12 protein-coding genes are annotated in these 17,223 nt (G+C 62.4%); all 12 read right to left on the bottom strand.

Annotated features, from left to right (window positions below; translation table 11 throughout):
• Positions 1-149: 149 nt before the first annotated feature.
• On the bottom strand, positions 150-2,654 hold the full coding sequence (locus tag ACIPZE_RS09300) for an autotransporter outer membrane beta-barrel domain-containing protein (protein WP_400772547.1): 2,505 nt from the start codon (positions 2,652-2,654) through the stop codon (positions 150-152).
• A 194-nt stretch (positions 2,655-2,848) separates the two neighbouring features.
• A complete protein-coding gene (locus tag ACIPZE_RS09305) occupies positions 2,849-3,631 on the bottom strand; it encodes an endonuclease/exonuclease/phosphatase family protein (RefSeq protein WP_400772549.1) in 783 nt (260 codons plus the stop codon).
• 193 nt (positions 3,632-3,824) lie between these two features.
• Positions 3,825-4,580, bottom strand: a complete 756-nt coding sequence (locus tag ACIPZE_RS09310; RefSeq protein WP_129393474.1) for a PIG-L deacetylase family protein — start codon at positions 4,578-4,580, stop codon at positions 3,825-3,827.
• Between the two features lie 187 nt (positions 4,581-4,767).
• Positions 4,768-5,424 (bottom strand): glycosyltransferase family 2 protein, encoded by a 657-nt coding sequence (locus ACIPZE_RS09315; protein WP_283436609.1) that lies wholly within the window; start codon positions 5,422-5,424, stop codon positions 4,768-4,770.
• On the bottom strand, positions 5,421-6,020 hold the full coding sequence (locus ACIPZE_RS09320) for an SAM-dependent methyltransferase (protein ID WP_400772552.1): 600 nt from the start codon (positions 6,018-6,020) through the stop codon (positions 5,421-5,423). The genes ACIPZE_RS09315 and ACIPZE_RS09320 overlap by 4 nt, the downstream gene beginning before the upstream one ends.
• On the bottom strand, positions 6,017-6,775 hold the full coding sequence (locus ACIPZE_RS09325) for a PIG-L deacetylase family protein (RefSeq protein WP_400772554.1): 759 nt from the start codon (positions 6,773-6,775) through the stop codon (positions 6,017-6,019). Before ACIPZE_RS09325 ends, ACIPZE_RS09320 begins: the two co-directional genes overlap by 4 nt.
• The gene (locus tag ACIPZE_RS09330; RefSeq protein ID WP_283436606.1) at positions 6,772-7,770 is read right to left on the bottom strand and encodes an acyl-CoA dehydrogenase family protein; all 999 of its coding nucleotides are present in this window, start codon (positions 7,768-7,770) and stop codon (positions 6,772-6,774) included. Before ACIPZE_RS09330 ends, ACIPZE_RS09325 begins: the two co-directional genes overlap by 4 nt.
• 1 nt (position 7,771) lies before the next feature.
• A complete protein-coding gene (glgX, locus tag ACIPZE_RS09335) occupies positions 7,772-9,931 on the bottom strand; it encodes a glycogen debranching protein GlgX (protein WP_129393485.1) in 2,160 nt (719 codons plus the stop codon).
• A gap of 303 nt (positions 9,932-10,234) precedes the next feature.
• A complete protein-coding gene (locus tag ACIPZE_RS09340; RefSeq protein ID WP_283436604.1) occupies positions 10,235-10,552 on the bottom strand; it encodes a DUF2934 domain-containing protein in 318 nt (105 codons plus the stop codon).
• Between the two features lie 27 nt (positions 10,553-10,579).
• Positions 10,580-13,348 (bottom strand): malto-oligosyltrehalose synthase, encoded by a 2,769-nt coding sequence (locus ACIPZE_RS09345; RefSeq protein WP_400772556.1) that lies wholly within the window; start codon positions 13,346-13,348, stop codon positions 10,580-10,582.
• Positions 13,345-15,423, bottom strand: coding sequence for a 4-alpha-glucanotransferase (malQ, locus tag ACIPZE_RS09350; protein ID WP_400772558.1), 2,079 nt, complete (start codon positions 15,421-15,423; stop codon positions 13,345-13,347). Before malQ ends, ACIPZE_RS09345 begins: the two co-directional genes overlap by 4 nt.
• Positions 15,420-17,222 carry a malto-oligosyltrehalose trehalohydrolase gene (gene treZ / locus ACIPZE_RS09355; RefSeq protein WP_400772560.1) on the bottom strand — a complete coding sequence of 601 codons (1,803 nt, stop codon included), beginning with the start codon at positions 17,220-17,222 and terminating at the stop codon, positions 15,420-15,422. The genes malQ and treZ overlap by 4 nt, the downstream gene beginning before the upstream one ends.
• Position 17,223: the final 1 nt, after the last annotated feature.

Genomic DNA, 17,223 nt, shown 5'->3' on the forward strand with positions numbered 1-17,223 from the left:
AGGCGCGCGTCAAGAAATTGGACGATGAACGGTAGTGGCCAAAGAGGATTGGCAAGTGTTTGTTCTTCTGCACATAACTAAGTGGTTGTTTGTATGGAAAATCGTTTTGCAGGCCTCGTGTTAGAGCGGTTTTATGTCCGACGGAAGGTCTACCAACTGATGCGCACGCCGAGAGTGCCGGCCACGCCACGCAGGTCATTACTGTCAATATTGCGGCTGTAATCGGTACTCGCGTACACGCTCACGGCACGGTCGAGTGTCACTATGACGCCGAGGCCGATATCGGCCGTGGAAGATTTCTGTTCGCTGCTGATGACATCTGTGTCGCCGAATGTCACCGAGTCGGTACCGGAAAAGGTGTGCCACAGGTTAGCCCGCAGATACGGTTCCACTGGTAGACCACTGACCTGATAGCGACCCTTGAGCCGTGCGCCGAGGCGTCCGGTCCAGGCGCCGTCGGAGTCGAACGAGACCCGCGAGATGCCGTCGTCCTGGCTGTCGAGGGAGATTTTCTGGTGGATGACCTGAGTCTGCGGTTCGACCACCCACGTGTCGTTGATGGGGAACGGATAGCCGGCCTCTGCCGACAGCGTCAGTGCATGCCCGCGGTTGTCCAGTTTGACGCCACGGTCGGAGCGGTTGTCGCCATCGAATCGGGTGCCCATCACTACGGTGTCGATGTACCAGCCATACGGATCGACCAAGGTCCAGTACACGCCGTAGCTGTCGCCTTCGAGTTTGATTTTGCCGGCGCTGTTGTTCTCGAAGCCTTCATTGAATCCATCGACGTCGCCTTGCAAACGACTGTGGCCGACGAAGAAACCGAGGCGTTGCGTCTGCCCACCGGCGGTCAGCGAGCTGTACAGATCATTGCCGACCTGAAAGCCATTGAGCGAGCCGTCCAGGCGCGGCGTGACGGTGCCGGCCCAACGCTGATCGAAGTTCTTCCCATAGACCCGGCCCCATCCGGCGCCGAACGCCCCGGTCTCATTGAGCAGGCGTTGGTCGCCCTGACGGTCGTGGAACGTGCCCAGTGCATTCAGCGTGAGTTGCGCGGCGGCGGGGGGCAACACCGACCAGGTCGGCACTTCCGGACGGTACAACGGAATCGGCTCGGCCCCAGCCACGGCGGCAGGCAACACCGGTAACGGCGGGCTGCCAGCCGGGGCGATGGCCGCAACCGGCACGGCAACCACCGGTACCAGAATCGGTGGCAGCCTCGGGTCGGGGTTTGGCACGGCAACCACTTGCGGCGCGACCACGGCAGAGCGCAGGTACCAGCTGTTCTCGGTGCCGGCAGTGACGCCGCCCTTGAACAGGTAGTAATCGTAGGCGCCGGCGGAAATCGGGCCATTGAGGGTAAAGGCGTTATTGCTGCTGACCGTGCTGCCTTGGGCCTGCACCAGTTGAATGCCATTGGCCTGGGTCAGCCCACCCGCGCCGCCGAGATTGCTCACGCTGATCACCGTCGCACCGCTGAGGCTGCCATTGTTGACCACCAGTTTGTCACTCGGTGAGTCATCGCCAGCGACGACGCTCTGCAGCAACAACTGGCCATTGTTGCCGACATAGTTGCCTTGCACGGTCAGCGTGTCATCGGCGCGGCTGTTGCCACGGGTGAGATCGATGACGCCTGCGTTGTTCAAGGTCACTGCCTGCCCGGCCACGGCGGGGGACACTGCGCCCTGGGTCGAATACAGCGAACTGCTAGCATCGATGTTCAGCACGCCCGTGCCCGTGCCGGCGTCGCCCAGCACCAGGCTGGCGGAACCGAGGTCGAGTTGCGCGGCATTGCTCAGGTTGACCGTTTCCCAGTTGGTGAAGCGCGCGGGAAGCGCCGTGCGCGTGTTGTCGAAGGTCAGTACGTCGTTGCCGACACCGCCATCGACGCTCGGCGTCAGCGTGAGAAGACTGTCGTCGAGATTACGCAGCGTTGCGGTGTCATTGCCAACATCGAGCAGAACCGCCGAACGAATGACCCCGCCGCCGTCCCAGACAAACCGGTCATCGCCGACGCTGGCGCGGATCTCGCCGACGATTTCGCCGCCGGTCACGGTGATGCTGTCGTTGCCGCCGCTGACGCTGATGTTGCCACCGATGCGCCCGCCGGAAACGAGGATGGTGTCGGTGCCGAATCCGGTGACCAGATTGCCGAGAATCTGCCCGCCGGACATGTCGAAAATATTGTTATCGAGCTTCATGTCGACGCGGCCGATGGTGCCACCGGTCATGCGTGCAACATCGCCATCCTCGAAAGCGCCAACGATGGTGCCGCCGGTCATCAGGAAGGTGTCGCGGCTGTCGCCCTGCGCCAGAGAGCCGATCGAACCGCCGCTCATGACAAAGTCGTCGATGCCGTTGCCCTGGCTGACGGCGCCCGTGATCACCCCTGAGTTGACCTCGACCCGGTCAGTGCCGGCGCCGAACGTCACATTGCCGTTGATTTGCCCGGTGCCATTGGCCGGCAAGGTGAGGCTGTTATTGCCCGCGAGGTCGGTCAGCGGGCCGCTGCTGCCGCTGTCGCAGGTAAAGTTGTCATTGCCGGGGCCGGCGACTAGCGTACAGGCCGCCGTGGCGGGTGAGCTGCCGAGCAGCAGAAGCGAGGCGGGCAGCAGCAGGTGCGGCAAAGCCCACAGATGACGGTAGCGCGTCATGGTAATTCCCTACGGCTGATTCCGGGAATCCGTCCTTGTGTCAGCGCTGCATCAAGCCCGGTCGTGCAACTGAGGCACTACGTCAGGTTGCTGCGCTAACAAACTGAATGCGCTACTCCTTGAGCTGATTTAGGTGTAGTTGGTTTTACCGCTGGATCAACAACGGCTGACCAACGGTCTTGTCATAATCGCCATTACAAATGCACTTCCACCGCCAGCGGCAAGTGATCGGACAGATGCGTCCACGGCTTGTTGCCGAGGATTTGCGGGTCATGGCTGCTGGCATTGCGCAGGTAGATGCGGTCCAGCCGCAGCAATGGAAACCGCGCCGGGTACGTCTTCGCCGGTCGCCCGTGATGGCGCTCGAACGCTTCGTGCAAGTAATCGCGCCGGGCGAGGGCGGCGTCGCCCTGAAGCTGCCAGTCGTTGAAGTCGCCGGCAATGATCACCGGGGCGTCGTCGGGTAGCGATTCGAGCAACTGGCAGAGCAGTTGCAACTGCAATTGCCGATGACTTTCAAGCAGACTCAAATGCACGCAGATCGCATGGACCTCAGCGTGCCCCGGGACGTCGAGCACGCAGTGCAGCAGGCCACGCCGTTCGGGGCCGGTGATCGACACATCGAGGTTGCGGTATTCGCGGATCGGGTATTTCGACAGCAGGGCGTTGCCATGGTGACCGTCGGGATAGACGGCGTTGCGTCCGTAGGCGAAGTCGCTCCACATGCTGTCGGCGAGAAATTCGTATTGCGAGGTTTGCGGCCATTCGTTGTAGCGGCTGGAATGACGCTCGTGTTCACCCACTACTTCTTGCAAGAACACCAGATCGGCCGAGGTACTGCGCACCGCTTCACGCAGCTCCGGCAGGATGAAGCGCCGATTCAGCGCGGTGAAGCCTTTGTGGGTGTTGACCGTCAGCACCCGCAGACGATGAATCACTGGCGCGTCGACCGCATGACGCTTGGGATCGCTGGACACGTTCACTCCTCTGAATCCTGACTGCCTATGCATGCGACTGACACGACGCGGCGACAGTTCCTTCCAGATCACCGTGTAGGAGCTGCCGCAGGCTGCGATCTTTTGACTTTCATCCTCTAAAAAACAAGATCAAAAGATCGCAGCCTTCGGCAGCTCCTACAAAAGCGTCCATGGTGGTGCGGCGGGCGGTGTTTCAGAGGAAGACAATTTCGTACGGCAGGCGCATGCGCTCGAGGATCACCGGCGGCAACATTGGCGCAATGCCGATGGCCGGTTCGCCCTTGAGCTGGCTGGCGTAGGCGTGGGTGGCGTGGCTCTTGCGGGCGACGGTCCAGGTGTCGAGGCGCAGTTTGCGTGCACGCTGCCAGGGGATCAGCGTGTGATCGCGTTCCGGCCAGTGCCAGGCCCAGACCGGTACGTCGTGAAAACTGGCGCCGGCGAGTTCGGCGGCTTTGGCACTGGCGCGGCCGACCACTTCATGGTCGTCGTTACTGTCCTCGCGCCAGGTGCTGAATACCACGTCACCGGGGCGCAGGTAGCGGCCGATGAAGTCGGTCAGTTGCCGTTCCTGATCCTGCAGCGCGTTATCGGTGAAACCGCCGCGTACCCACTTCAAACTGTGCATCGGCAAGCCCAGGCGCCGCAGGGCTTCGACGCTTTCCTGCGGGCGGAACACGCTCAGGCGCTTCTCCGACCATTGGCGTGAACCGGGATGGCTGGCGCTGCCGTCGGTGATCGACAGCAGTTGCAACGGGTGGCCGAGGCTGGCGAGCAGTTGCAGAAGGCCGCCGCAAGTCACCACTTCATCGCCGGGATGCGGCGCGATGACCACGGCGCGCGCGCCGAGAGGCACCAGGCTCTGCGTGGCGATGACCGGAATGTTGTCGAGTTGTGCAGCGCTGTTCCAGATTTGCCCGTTCGGGCTTTCACTGAGGAATAACGGTTTCATGGGGGATGACGTCCTTGTTGAGTCAGGCCCTCAGTCGTGCTCACAACCTAGAAGGCTGTCGCGAACGACCCGTGAAGGCGGGGTAATTGCCATGCGACGCTCCGAACCCTGGATTGCCGCGCAGGAGAGTATTGCTCATGAAGTACAGTTCGTCGCGTCACAGATCAATCTGATCCGGATTTATTTCTCAAAGCTGTGCCAGATTTCGCAAGTAGTCGCCAAATCCGCCACGGGCGCGACTGTCGAGGCGCGCGCTGGTATGCACTCTCGGCCGATGGCTCCAGGCGATGTCGGCGCCGGACAATTCCAGTTGCCGGACCAACTGCACATCCTCATCGCACACCAGCGGCGGAAAGCCTCCGGCCCAACGATAGGCATCGGCGCTGATCCCGAGGTTGGCGCCGTGAATGTGTCGATGGCCATCGCGGGCCTGATAGTGGCTGTGATAACGGATTTGCGCGGCTTCGTTGAATGACTCGTGCCAGCGTTCGACCGTCACCGTGCCACACACTGCGTCCGCGCCCAAGCCCAGTTGTGCCACCAGCCAATCGTCGGCGACGCGGCTGTCGGCATCCGAGCAGGAGATCCAGCGAGCGCCGCGCTCCAGCAGAACCTGCGCCCCGGCGGCACGCGCCTGGCCGACGTTGCGCGCCTCGATGTGCAGGCTCTGCACCGGGTAGCGGCTGACAATCTGCGCCGAGCGATCGGTGCAACTGTCGAGCACCACCAGCACTTCGACGCGCTCACCGGCGAGCAGCCCGTGCCGGCTGGCGCGCATCGCTGCGCTCAGGCAATCGTCGAGCAGGTCCTCTTCGTTGTGCGCCGGAATCAGGATGCCGATCATCGCAAACCCTCCAGTGCCGCCACCGAGCGCGGTTCGCGGCTCCATACCTCAAGAATGAAATCGGCTTCCTGATGCAGCGCCAGTCGCGGCAGCTTTAACTGTTCGTGGATCAGGTCATGGACCTGACGCGCGTTGAGCGGGCAGTTATCGATCGGCGGACGCCAGTGGCAAGCGAGTAATTGTCCGTCTGCGGTCAGGCTCTGACTGATCCGACGGATCACTTCTGTCAGATCCTTGCTGTCGAGGTAGTAGCCGATTTCGCTAAATACGATCAGGTCGAATTTTTCCTCCGGCCAGTCGTCCGGCAAGCGGTTTTGCCGGACTTCGGCGTGATCGAACAGGCTTAATCGAGTGCGCGCCAGACTCACTGCCGCGTTCGCCGTGTCGCAACACAGCAGACGGTCGCAGCGGCCAGCCAGTTCGGCGCTCAATTCGCCATTGGCGCAACCCGGTTCGAAAATCGCCCGATAGTGCGCACGCGGCAGGGCGGCGAGCGTGATCGCGCGTTTGCGCTGTTCGTACCAGCGCTGGCGAAACGCCCACGGGTCGTCGTTGCCGGCGAACAATCCTTCGAAGTAGCGATCTTCGACGCTCATAAAAACACCACTTCGAACGGTTGCAGCAGCCGATCCAGCACATACGGCGCGAGCACCGGCGCAAGCCCCGCTTCAGCGTCGCCCTCCAACTGGCTGGCGAACGCGTGCACGGCGTGACGCTTGCGCGCGATCTGCTCGGGCGACAGGAGAATCTTGCGTGCCCGCTGCCACGGCACCAAAGCGTCTTCCGGGGTTGCCCAGTGCCAGGTCCACACCGGCAGCTCGTGACAGGTCGCGCCGACACGCCGCGCCGCTTCGGCACTGGCGCGGCCGACGGCTTCATGGTCGCAATGGCCGTCTTCGCTCCAGGTGGTGAACAGCACATCGGTGGGGCGCAGGTGGCGCTGGATGAAGTCGCGCAACGCTGGTTCTTCGGCGGCGACCTGGGTGTCGTTAAAGCCTGCGCGCAGCCATTTCAAACGATGCATCGGCAGGCCAAGACGGCGCAAGGCTTCGGCGGACTCCTGCGGACGCACCACGCTCAGGCGTGCCACCGGCCAGCGCGCGGAGCCGGGATGGCTGGCACTGCCGTCGGTGACCGAGATCAGTTGCAACGGTCGCCCGGCAGCAGCCAGCAGTTGCAGCAGGCCGCCGCAACCGAGCACTTCGTCGTCCGGGTGCGGCGCGACAATCACCGCGCGTGAGCCGGGCGGTACCAGGCTGAGGATGTCGATGCTGTCGAGCTCGGCCAGATGTTGCGAGCCTTGCCACTGATGCAGCGAGGTTCCCTGGCCGACGATTGGATTGGTTCTCATAGCGTCCATACCTCATCCGGTTGCGCGGCGATCAGTTGACCGAGGGCGGCGAGATCGCGTTCGGCATGGCTTTGCCGCAGAAACACCGGCAGATCGGCGATCAACCGGGCGAAATGCCGGTCTTTGCAAAACGGTCCGGCACCGAGGGCTCGGCCCACTTCGCGCATCACCTGTTCGGCTGATTGCTCGACCGCCGCGCGCGCCCGACGCGCGAGTAATTGCGCGTCGTCTTCGGGATGTGCGTCGATGTGCAGAGCGCTGAAGCGCAGGACGTCTGCGCCAGCCTGCAAAGCCGTGTCGACCGCGCCGAGATGGGCCAGAGCGTGGGCTTCTTCGCGTTGTGCGCAGTGTTGGCGCAGACTCTCGCCAAGCTGCCGCGCGGCGCCGTACCAGCAAGCGGCGATGCCGATGCCGCCTTGCCAGAAACCCGGGCGTTGCAGGTAGTCGCCGGGGTTGCCGATGGCTTGTGCTTCGGCACCTTCGAACAGCACCTCGACGCTGCCGGTCGCGGCCATGCCCACCGCTTGCCAGCCCTGATCGGTGATGGTCACGCCCGGCTGATCGAGGGCGACGGCGACCAGTTGTTGCTGATCATCAGCATCCCATGCAGTCAGCAGGGCATGGCTGAGCACCGCCGCGCCGGAACACCAAGCCTTGCGACCGTGCAACGCGACCATGTGCCCGGCTGGCGAGACCTTGACTCGGGCCTGCGGCGGTTCCGCCGCCCACATGCCCCAAGTGCTGCCGGGCGTCGGCGATCCGCCCAGTTGTTCGATGATCGCCAGTGCGTCGGTGTGGCCCTCGAAGAGTTTGCACAGGCCCAGATCATGCCCGCCGACATCGGCCAAGTGCTGAAAGCGTTCCAGAGTGCGACCGCTGCCCGGCAACGGCAAGCGGTCATGCCCGGCCTCGACCATCGCCCGCAGGCAACTGCCGAGGGCGGCGGTATTGGCGTAGTCCGGCGGACGACGGGCGAGGTAGCTGTGCAAGTCCATATCAATCTTCTTCTTCGTGTTGCAGTTCGAACAGCAGCAATGAGCGTCCGGTGACGGAATATTCGTGACCGAAATCGAAGCGTTCCTGACCGCGAATCGCCGGTTGATTGGTGTCGATCATGCACGTCCAGAAACCGCCGTCAGGCACTTCCGGCAAGGTGAAATTGACGATGTCGTGGTGAGCGTTGACCACCAGCAGCAACGTCGCGTCGCCACCTTTGCGGCGAATCCCGGTTTCCTGCGCGCGACCATCGAGCAACATGCCAAGGCAACGATTGTGCGCGTCATGCCAATGCTCGGTAGTCATCTCGGTGGCGTCCGGCGCCAGCCAGGTGACGTCCTTGACGCCGATATCCTCGTTGTATTCGCCGACGAGGAAGCGCCCGCGCCGCAGGATCGGATAGGCCAGACGCAACTTGATCAGGCGTTTGACAAATTTCAGCAGGGCCTTGCCGTCCTCGCTCAGGTCCCAGTTGACCCAGCCGATCTCGCTGTCCTGACAGTAGGCGTTGTTGTTGCCGTCCTGGGTGCGGGCGAATTCATCGCCGGCAACGATCATCGGCGTACCCTGGGCGAGCAGCAGGGTGGCGAAAAAATTGCGCATCTGCCGGTGGCGCAGGGCATTGATTTCCGGGTCGTCGGTCGGGCCTTCGACACCGTGGTTCCATGACAGATTGTTGTTGCTGCCGTCCTGATTGTTCTCGTCGTTGGCTTCGTTGTGCTTGTCGTTGTACGAGACCAGGTCGTTGAGGGTAAAACCGTCATGGGCGGTGATGAAGTTCACCGACGAGTACGGCCGCCGCCCGCGCTGATTGAACATTTCGCCGGAAGCGGTCATGCGGCTGGCGAAATCAGCGACCTGGCCGTCGTCGCCTTTCCAGAAGGCACGTACGGTGTCGCGGAATTTGTCGTTCCACTCGACCCAGCCCGGCGGAAAGTTGCCCACCTGATAACCGCCGGGGCCGCAGTCCCACGGCTCGGCAATCATCTTCACCTGGCGCAGGACCGGGTCCTGACGGCAGGCCACGAGGAAACTGTGACGCTCGTCGAAACCGTCGTGGTAGCGGCCGAGAATGGTCGCGAGGTCGAAGCGGAAACCGTCGACGTGCATCTCGCTTGCCCAGTAACGCAGCGAGTCAGTGACCATTTGCAGCACGCACGGGTGGCTCAGGTCCAGCGTGTTGCCGGTGCCGGAATCATTGATGTAGAAGCGCTTGTCGTCAGGCATCAAACGGTAGTACGAGGCGTTGTCGATGCCGCGCATCGACAGGGTCGGGCCTTGCTCGTTGCCCTCGGCGGTGTGGTTGTAGACCACGTCGAGAATCACTTCGAGGTTGGCTTCGTGCAGGTGCGCGACCATCTCCTTGAACTCGGCGATCTTGCCGCTGGCGAGGTAACGCGGGTCGGGGGCGAAGAACGCAATGCTGTTGTAGCCCCAGTAATTGGTCATGCCCTTGTGCAGTAGATGCTGGTCGTTGACGAAAGCATGGATCGGCAGTAACTCGACGGTCGACACGCCGAGTTTGCGGATGTGTTCGAGCACGTCATCGACCATCAACCCGGCAAAGGTGCCGCGCACATTCTCCGGCACGGACGGGTGACGCATGCTGATGCCGCGTACGTGGGTTTCATAAATGATGGTCTTGTCCCACGGCACGCTGACCCGATGGTCGTTGCCCCAGGTGTGCGCCGGGTCGATGACCTTGCACTTGGGCACGAAAGGCGCGCTGTCGCGTTCATCGAAACTGAGGTCGGCGTCGGGATGGCCGATGGTGTAGCCAAACAAAGCTTCCGACCATTTCAGTTCGCCGACCAGTTGCTTGGCATACGGATCGATGAGCAATTTGTTGTGGTTGAAACGATGACCGTTGGCCGGGTCGTACGCGCCGTAGACGCGGTAGCCGTAGATCAGCCCCGGATGCGCATCGGGCAGGTAGCCGTGGTAGATCTCGTCGGTGTATTCCGGCAGCTCGATACGTTCGAGTTCGACCTCGCCGGCGTCGTCGAAGATGCACAGTTCGACCTTGGTGGCATTGGCGGAGAACAGGGCAAAATTCACCCCCAGCCCATCCCAGGTCGCACCGAGCGGGAAGGGCAGGCCTTCACGAATTCTCGACGGCTCGACGTGCGCGGTGGGCTCGGCTTTCTTTGGACGGGTCATGATTGCTCCTGCAAAAAAACGGGGATGGTTCAGTTGACACTGATCCCCTGTGGCAGCGGGCTTTTGTGGCGAGGGGATTTATCCCCGTTCGGCTGCGTAGCAGTCGCAAAATCATTGCACTCGGCGCATCTGAAGTACCGCATGTGCAGCATTTGGGGCTGCTTCGCAACCCAACGGGGATAAATCCCCTCGCCACAAAATGCCCAGGTCCATAGGGGAATTGTGGGTTTCTTCAGGGCGAGTTGGCCCTCAGTGGCGAGCAAACCCGCCACACAGTCGTTTAGTTCAAATATCCGGGAAGCGTCAGATCGCCGAAGGCTTTCGCGGCGCTTTAGGCTTTTTCTCGGCAGGTTTTTCGCCCGGGGGAAGAACTTTGGCGGCGGTCGCCGGTTTGGCCTTGGCAGCCGCTTTGGGCTTGTCAGCAGCGCTCTTGCCGTCAGCAGCGGTCTTGCCCGCAGTTTTGCTGCCAGCGGCTTTTGGCGGCTTCTTCGGCGCCAGCGCTTCAGCTTCGGCCAGTTTGCGCGCCATCTCCCAGTGGCGCTCTTCGTGGCCTTCAGGTTTCCCTTCGGATTCCCAGATCTGATAGGCGAATTCGCGGATGCGTTTATCGTCGGTGCTCATCGCAATGCTCCTGAACTGAACTCGTGCTTACGTTAAGTGTTGGATAAAGAGATTGACCGGGACATCCCCCAGCGCGTCGCTGATATTCAGCTCCCTGTTTTTTGTGACTGCGTGGCTTGAAAAAAGTCCCTTCAGGTTTGTGTCAGAGGCGGCGAACGGTAAAACCACCCGTGTATCGCCCCAGCGCAGCGCATCGACCTGAGGTACAGCACCGTTTTCCAGCAACGTTGCACAACGGATCGGCACGATCACGATGGCGTATTTCCCCTCGTGTTCACGGGCAAACGCGAGCACGTTGTGCGCCTGGCTGCCCAGCACCTCCAGGGCCTGGTACGTGCCGCGCCGAAACAACCCGGCATGTTCGGCGCGCAGGTTCAGCACCTCGGCGATCAAGGCTTGCTTGATGCGCCCGTCACGCCAGTTCGTCAGCAATTGCACAGTCGCCAGTGGCTCCTGCAGGGACTGCGCGCGAGCGGCGTAATCTACCGGCCGGCGATTGTCCGGATCGACCAGGCTGAAATCCCAGAACTCGTTGCCCTGATACAGATCCGGAACGCCCGGCACCGTCATGCGCAGCAAGGTTTGCGCCAAACCGTTGAGGGCGCCGGCAGCGGCGATGCTGTTGGCGGTCTTGGCCAGTGCGGCGCGCAGCAGTTCGCCGTCATCACCGGTGAGCAGTTGCTCGGTAAACGCCTGGGTCGCATTTTCATAGGCTTCGTTCGGCGCGCTCCAACTGCTTTGCAGCTTCGCCTCACGCAGGGCTTTCTGTTGCCACTGCCAGATACGCTTGGCGTAGTCGGCGAAACCCTGTTGATCGTCATCCCGCAAATCCAGCGGCCAACTGCCGAGCAAGGCTTGATAGAGAATCAGCTCATCGCCGGCCGACGGTACTTGATCATCGACGCGAACCGGGCGGGCGAGGGCGCGCCACAGTTCGACCTGCTCGGCGTACCAATGGCTGCGCTCACTGAGCACGGCCAGACGCGCGCGGGTGTCTTCGCCGCGTTTGTGATCGTGCGTCGCGGTGGCCAGCAGGTTGTCGGCAAACTCGCTCAGGCGACGCTGATTGACCGCATGGAAATCGCTGACCGGCGCGCTGAATTGTTCCGTGTTGTAGCCGACATCGTTGCGCGACAGCAGCACTGCCGAGCGATACAACGCGGTGTCTTCGACGGCTTTGGCCGCTGCCGGTGAGGTGAGTTGCTGAAAGCGCACGCAGGCATGCTTGAGGATCTTGCGTGAGCGCCCGCGCGGTTTGCGCCGCCACGGCGTGCCACCGAGCCAGGTCGCCACGCAGTCGAGCACTGGCCAGTCGGCTTCGCTGAGGGTTTGCCGGGCACCGTCCATGGCCTGCTGGAAAAACACCTCGTCCTCGGCGGAACGACCCATGGCACTGATGTAGGTGCGATAAACCGGGAAGTGCACGATCAACGCCTGTAGCACTCGGCGGATCGCGCCAAGCGTCAGGTCGCGGGTCATCAGGTCGTCGCGCGCCACTTGCAGCAAGGCCTGGGCGACGCTTTCGCAATCGCTGGCGAGCGAACCGTTGAGAATCTGCTGACGCGCCAGTTGCGCTTCTTCGATAAACGCTGCCGGGCGTTCGGTGCGCCGCTGCCACAGATCACCGAGAACGTATTCACCATCGGGATCGTGTTGCAACAGCGACAGCTGATTCATGAACTCGTAACCGGTGGTGCCGTCCACCGCCCAGTCGCGGTGCAGGGTTTCGCCGGCTCCGAGGATCTTTTCCACGTAGATCGGCAAGTGCCGGCCCGGTGCCAACAGATCGACACGACGACGCAATTTGCGGCAGTAACCACGCGGGTCGGCGAGGCCGTCGATGTGGTCGATGCGCAAACCGTCAACCAGGCCTTCGGCGATCAGCTGGAAGATCTTGCCGTGGGTGGCTTCGAACACGGCGGGGCGTTCGACGCGCAGGCCGCCGAGTTCGTTGATGTCGAAAAAACGCCGCCAGTTGATGTCATCCGCCGCCGTGCGCCAACTGGCGAGGCGATAGCTTTGCCGTTCGAGCAATTGATGCAACTGCTGGAAGCCTTCGGCCGTGGTCGAGTCGTAACGCTCAAGGTTGCGCTGAATGGCGGCGAGGATCTGTGGGTCGCGCGCCAGTTGCCGCAACTCGTCCTTCAGCGGGATCGCCAGCGCATGCGCATCGGTCTGGTAACTCAGCGTGCTGAAGCGATCCGCGAGGGGTTTAAGCGCTTCTATGGATTTCAGCAATTCGCCGTAATCGTTCGGGCAAATCGGGAAGTGATGGTCGTAATGCTCGACATGAAAGCGGCCTTTGTCTGCATCGAAATGCAGCTTCAGCGTGCCTTCTTGCAACGCCACGCCGTAATCGCTGCCAAGGAATGGCAGCAACAACTGACCCTCCATCAACGGGTCGGGCGAGTGCCATTGAATATCGAAGAATTCACCGTAGGGGCTCAGTCTTCCCCATTCCAGCAGGTCCAGCCACCACGGGTTATCGCTACCACCGACGGCCATGTGGTTAGAGACGATGTCGAGGATCAGCCCCATGTTGTGTTCGCGCAGGGTGCTGACCAATCGCCGCAGTGCCAGCTCGCCGCCGAGTTCCGGGTTGACCTGGGTCGGGTCGACCACGTCGTAGCCATGCATCGAACCGGACCGCGCCGCGAGTAGCGGCGAGGCGTAGATATGGCTGATACCAAGACTGGCGAAATACGGCACCAGTGGCACCGCTTGTTCGAGGGTGAAACCTTGATGAAATTGCAGGCGCAACGTCGCGCGCAGGGGCTGTATGAGCGTTTGATTCATTGGTCACGCTCGGCAGCCTGGAGGCGTGCGCACGCCAGCAACTCAAGCCGCCGCGCTGCATCGGCACCGTCGAGCAAGGCTTCACTGGTGCCGGGCAGGCGCCGCGACCAGTTCGGGTGCGTGTCGACGGTGCCGGGCAGGTTCGCCTGTTCGTTGATACCCAGCGCATCTTCCAGCGGCAGCAGCACCAGTGGCGCGCGGGTATGGCCGAGGAAACGCACCGCAGCGTCGACCACTTGATCGGCTTCGTGGGATTCCTCGCGAAAGTTTTGCGGGTCCTGGCTCAAGGCACTGCGCAGGCCTTCGCGCTCACGCTGGCGATGATGACGCCATTCGATTTCGCCGTTGGCATCGACAAAACCCAGTCGGGCGTTCCAGTCGATGTCGCGGCCATGCCACCAGCCATTGATTGTCGGCAGGTCGTGGGTGCTGGTGGTTGCGAGGGCGTTGTCCGGCCAGTCGAGGATGGGTTTGAAGTGGCAGTTGTCCTGTTCGAACAACAGCACGCGCATGCCGAGCATCGAGCGGGCGATGAGTTTCTCGCGCAGGCCATCGGGCACGGTGCCGAGGTCTTCACCGAGGACGATCGCTTGATGGCGATGGGATTCGAGGGTCAGCAGCCGCAGCAGGTCATCGACCGGGTAATACAGATAGGCGCCGTCGGCGGGCAGCGCGCCGTTGGGAATCACCCACAGGCGTTGCAGGCCCATCACGTGGTCGATGCGCAGACCGCCCGCGTGGGCGAAATTGGCCCGGAGCATGTCGATGAAAGCGCGGAAACCATTGCGGATCAGACCCTCAGGGGAAAACGCGGAAATCCCCCAGCCCTGACCGGAACGGTTGAGGATATCCGGCGGAGCACCGACGGTGAGCGAGGCGAGCAACTCATCCTGAAAACTCCAGGCCTGACTGCCGGCGCCATCGGCCCCGACCGCCAGATCCGCGATCAGGCCAATGCCCATGCCAGCGCTGCGGGCGGCGGTTTGCGCACGCTCCAGGCAGCGATGGATCAGCCATTGGCAAAAGGCAAAGTAGCCGATGCGTTCGGCATATTCTTCGGCGAAGGCTTCCAGCGCGGCGCCGCGCGGGTCATGCCAGTGCGCCGGCCATTGGCGCCAGTCGAGACTTTCGCCACGGGCGGCGCGCATTTCCTGAATCGCTTCGAAGCGGCAGTGGTTTTCCAGGGCTTCGCCACCGCTATGACGGAAACTGGCGAAGTCCGGATGCAAGGGGTGATCACCGGCAATAAAACCTTCATACAAGGCGTGCAGAAGTTGCTGTTTGGCCTCGGCAGCGCTGGGCCAGTCGATCAGTTTCAAATCTTCCAGTCGCGCGAATGTTTCGGCCAGGCCGCTGGCGTCGATGGCATCGCGCAGGGCGCGTTCGCCAAGAATCGCCCCCGGGGCGGCGTAAAGTGAGTTGAGGAACAGGCGGCTGGACGGCGAGTAAGGGCTGTAACGGCCGGTGTCGGCGTTGAACATCGCATGCAACGGGCTGATCGCCAACGCTTCGGCGCCGCGCTCACCGGCAACGCGGACGAGTTCTTCCAGCGCCTGAGTGTCACCGAAGCCGCCGTCGCCGGGGCGGCGCAACGAATACAGTTGCACGCTCAGGCCCCAGGCGCGCGGGATCGGATTGTCGACCGCATCACCGACGCTGAAGCAGCGTTCCGGGGCCACGGCCAGCGTGAAATATTGATCGGCAATGTGCACTTGCTGATATCCGACCGGGATCAGGCCGGGCAAGACCGCTTCGCTGTCGAGTTTGAGGTTCAGCCGCGAACCGTCTTCGAGGTGGATTTCACAAGGTGTTTGCGGTGCGAAGTAACGCGCCAGATCAAGGCCGACGCCGACATCGCTGGTGAGCAGCGGCGGTAGATGGCGGTCTTGCTGCACGGCTTGCAGTTCGAGCAGGCTGGCGTCGATTTCCTGCGCCGTGCTGGCGGGGTGGCCCAATCCGATGAGGACGTTGCGCAGTACCGCCGGGGCGACTTTTTGCGGGCGACCATTGGCGTCGATCCAGTCGACGGCAAGGCCGGCTCGGCTGGCGAGAATTTCCAGTTGCGCATCGCTCATAGGCGCTCTCCATCCAGAGGTTGCAAAGGGGTTGCGGCCGTGAGGCTGACAAGCGCGCAATACGCCGGCAGTTGGCCCGGCTCCGACAGCGCCGCAACGGGCGGCTGTTGAAACAGCCACACGGCGTCGGTCTGTGGAGGGTTGACCACTGGCGTGTCGCTGAGGTTCAGGTCAATTCGCAGCTCACTGCCGTCGCCCAGGCGCCAGCGCGCACTGACCGCGCCATAACCGAGCATATGCGCGCCGAGCGCTTGCGTGCCGGACAGATGCGGAATGAGGTATTGATGGCGAAACTGCAGGAGTTTTTGGTACAGCGCGAAGGTTTCCTGCTGTTTTGCGCTGCCAGTGCCGATCAACCTTGGCTGCGAGGCGTGGAAGGTTTGTTCGGCATTCGGGTCGGGAATCTGCTCGCGCTTGTGCGGATCGGTGAAGGCGCTGAACGCGGCGAATTCACTGCGTCGCCCCTCGCGCACCCGTTCGGCCAGTTCACCGTGGTGACTGGTGAAAAACAGGAACGGTTGCTCGGCGGCAAATTCATCGCCCATGAACATCAGCGGAATCATCGGCGACAGCAGCAACAGCACGGTCGCGGCCTGCACTGCGCGTGGGTCGGCCAATTGATGCAGGCGCTCGCCGAACGCGCGGTTGCCGATCTGATCGTGGTTTTGCAGGAACAGCACGAACGCCGTCGACGGCAGGTGCTCGCTCGGCTCGCCGCGCGGTTCGCCGTGGCGGGTGATGTGGCCCTGGAAGACAAAGCCCTGACTCAGGCAGCGCACCAATTGTTCGGTGGGTTGCGCGGCGTAGTCGGCGTAATAGGCGTCGGTTTCGCCGGTGAGCAGGACGTGCAGGGCGTTATGGCCGTCATCGTTCCACTGCGCGTCGTAGTCGTATTCCAGCAGGCTCGACTGGTTGAGTTCGTTTTCCACGGTCAGCCAGACATGACGGCTCGGGTCGATCTGCGCGCGGATGCGCTGGGCCATCTCCGTGAGGAAATCCGGGTCTTCGATGGCATGCACGGCATCCAGGCGCAGTCCGTCGAAGCGGTATTCGAGCAACCACATCAGGGCGTTTTCGATAAAGAATTCGCGCACTTCGTCGCGGCGAAAATCGATCGCTGCGCCCCACGGCGTATGTTTGTCCTCGCGAAAAAAGCCTTTGGCGTATCGGTGCAGGTAATTGCCGTCAGGGCCGAAGTGGTTGTAAACCACATCGAGAATGACCGCCAAGCCGTGGCCGTGAGCGCTGTCGATCAGGTGTTTGAGTTGTTCCGGGGTGCCGTAGGAGGCTTGCGGTGCGTAGGGCAAGACACCGTCGTAACCCCAGTTGCGTTCGCCGGGGAACTGCGCCAGCGGCATCAGTTCGATGGCGGTGATACCAAGCCCCGCGAGGCGCGCCAGATGTTGTTCGACTTCGGCAAAACCGCCGAGCGCGCCAACGTGCAACTCGTAGATCACCGCTTCGCTCCACGGCCGACCGTGCCAAGCACTGTGTCGCCATGCGTAGGCCAGCGGATCGACCACCACGCTGTGACGGTCGAGGTCGCCGTCCTGCGCTCTGGAGGCCGGGTCGGGCACCTCCAGTTCGCCGTCGATGTTGTAGCGATAACGCGTACCCGCCGGACAGCGAGTCTTGATCACGAACCAGCCGTCTGCCTGCGGCAGCATCGGCAGCGACTGGCCATTGTCCAGCTCGACACTGACGTAAAACGCATCCGGCGCCCACAGCGCAAATTGCGTGTGTTCGGCGTCCAGCATGATCGCGCCGTGGGGCCAGTTTTCAGTAGACCGTAACGGCATC

Source organism: Pseudomonas sp. NPDC089741 (assembly GCF_044748825.1).
Classification (GTDB): Bacteria; Pseudomonadota; Gammaproteobacteria; order Pseudomonadales; family Pseudomonadaceae; genus Aquipseudomonas; species Aquipseudomonas helmanticensis.

What these genes read in the sequence shown, in the direction of transcription:
- treZ (WP_400772560.1), bottom strand. Translation starts at nt 17,222, where the DNA reads ATGCCGTTACGGTCTACTGAAAACTGGCCCCACGGCGCGATCATGCTG.
- ACIPZE_RS09330 (WP_283436606.1), bottom strand. Translation starts at nt 7,770, where the DNA reads ATGGACTTGCACAGCTACCTCGCCCGTCGTCCGCCGGACTACGCCAAT.
- malQ (WP_400772558.1), bottom strand. Translation starts at nt 15,423, where the DNA reads ATGAGCGATGCGCAACTGGAAATTCTCGCCAGCCGAGCCGGCCTTGCC.
- ACIPZE_RS09300 (WP_400772547.1), bottom strand. Translation starts at nt 2,654, where the DNA reads ATGACGCGCTACCGTCATCTGTGGGCTTTGCCGCACCTGCTGCTGCCC.
- ACIPZE_RS09340 (WP_283436604.1), bottom strand. Translation starts at nt 10,552, where the DNA reads ATGAGCACCGACGATAAACGCATCCGCGAATTCGCCTATCAGATCTGG.
- ACIPZE_RS09310 (WP_129393474.1), bottom strand. Translation starts at nt 4,580, where the DNA reads ATGAAACCGTTATTCCTCAGTGAAAGCCCGAACGGGCAAATCTGGAAC.
- ACIPZE_RS09345 (WP_400772556.1), bottom strand. Translation starts at nt 13,348, where the DNA reads ATGAATCAAACGCTCATACAGCCCCTGCGCGCGACGTTGCGCCTGCAA.
- ACIPZE_RS09325 (WP_400772554.1), bottom strand. Translation starts at nt 6,775, where the DNA reads ATGAGAACCAATCCAATCGTCGGCCAGGGAACCTCGCTGCATCAGTGG.
- ACIPZE_RS09315 (WP_283436609.1), bottom strand. Translation starts at nt 5,424, where the DNA reads ATGATCGGCATCCTGATTCCGGCGCACAACGAAGAGGACCTGCTCGAC.
- ACIPZE_RS09320 (WP_400772552.1), bottom strand. Translation starts at nt 6,020, where the DNA reads ATGAGCGTCGAAGATCGCTACTTCGAAGGATTGTTCGCCGGCAACGAC.
- glgX (WP_129393485.1), bottom strand. Translation starts at nt 9,931, where the DNA reads ATGACCCGTCCAAAGAAAGCCGAGCCCACCGCGCACGTCGAGCCGTCG.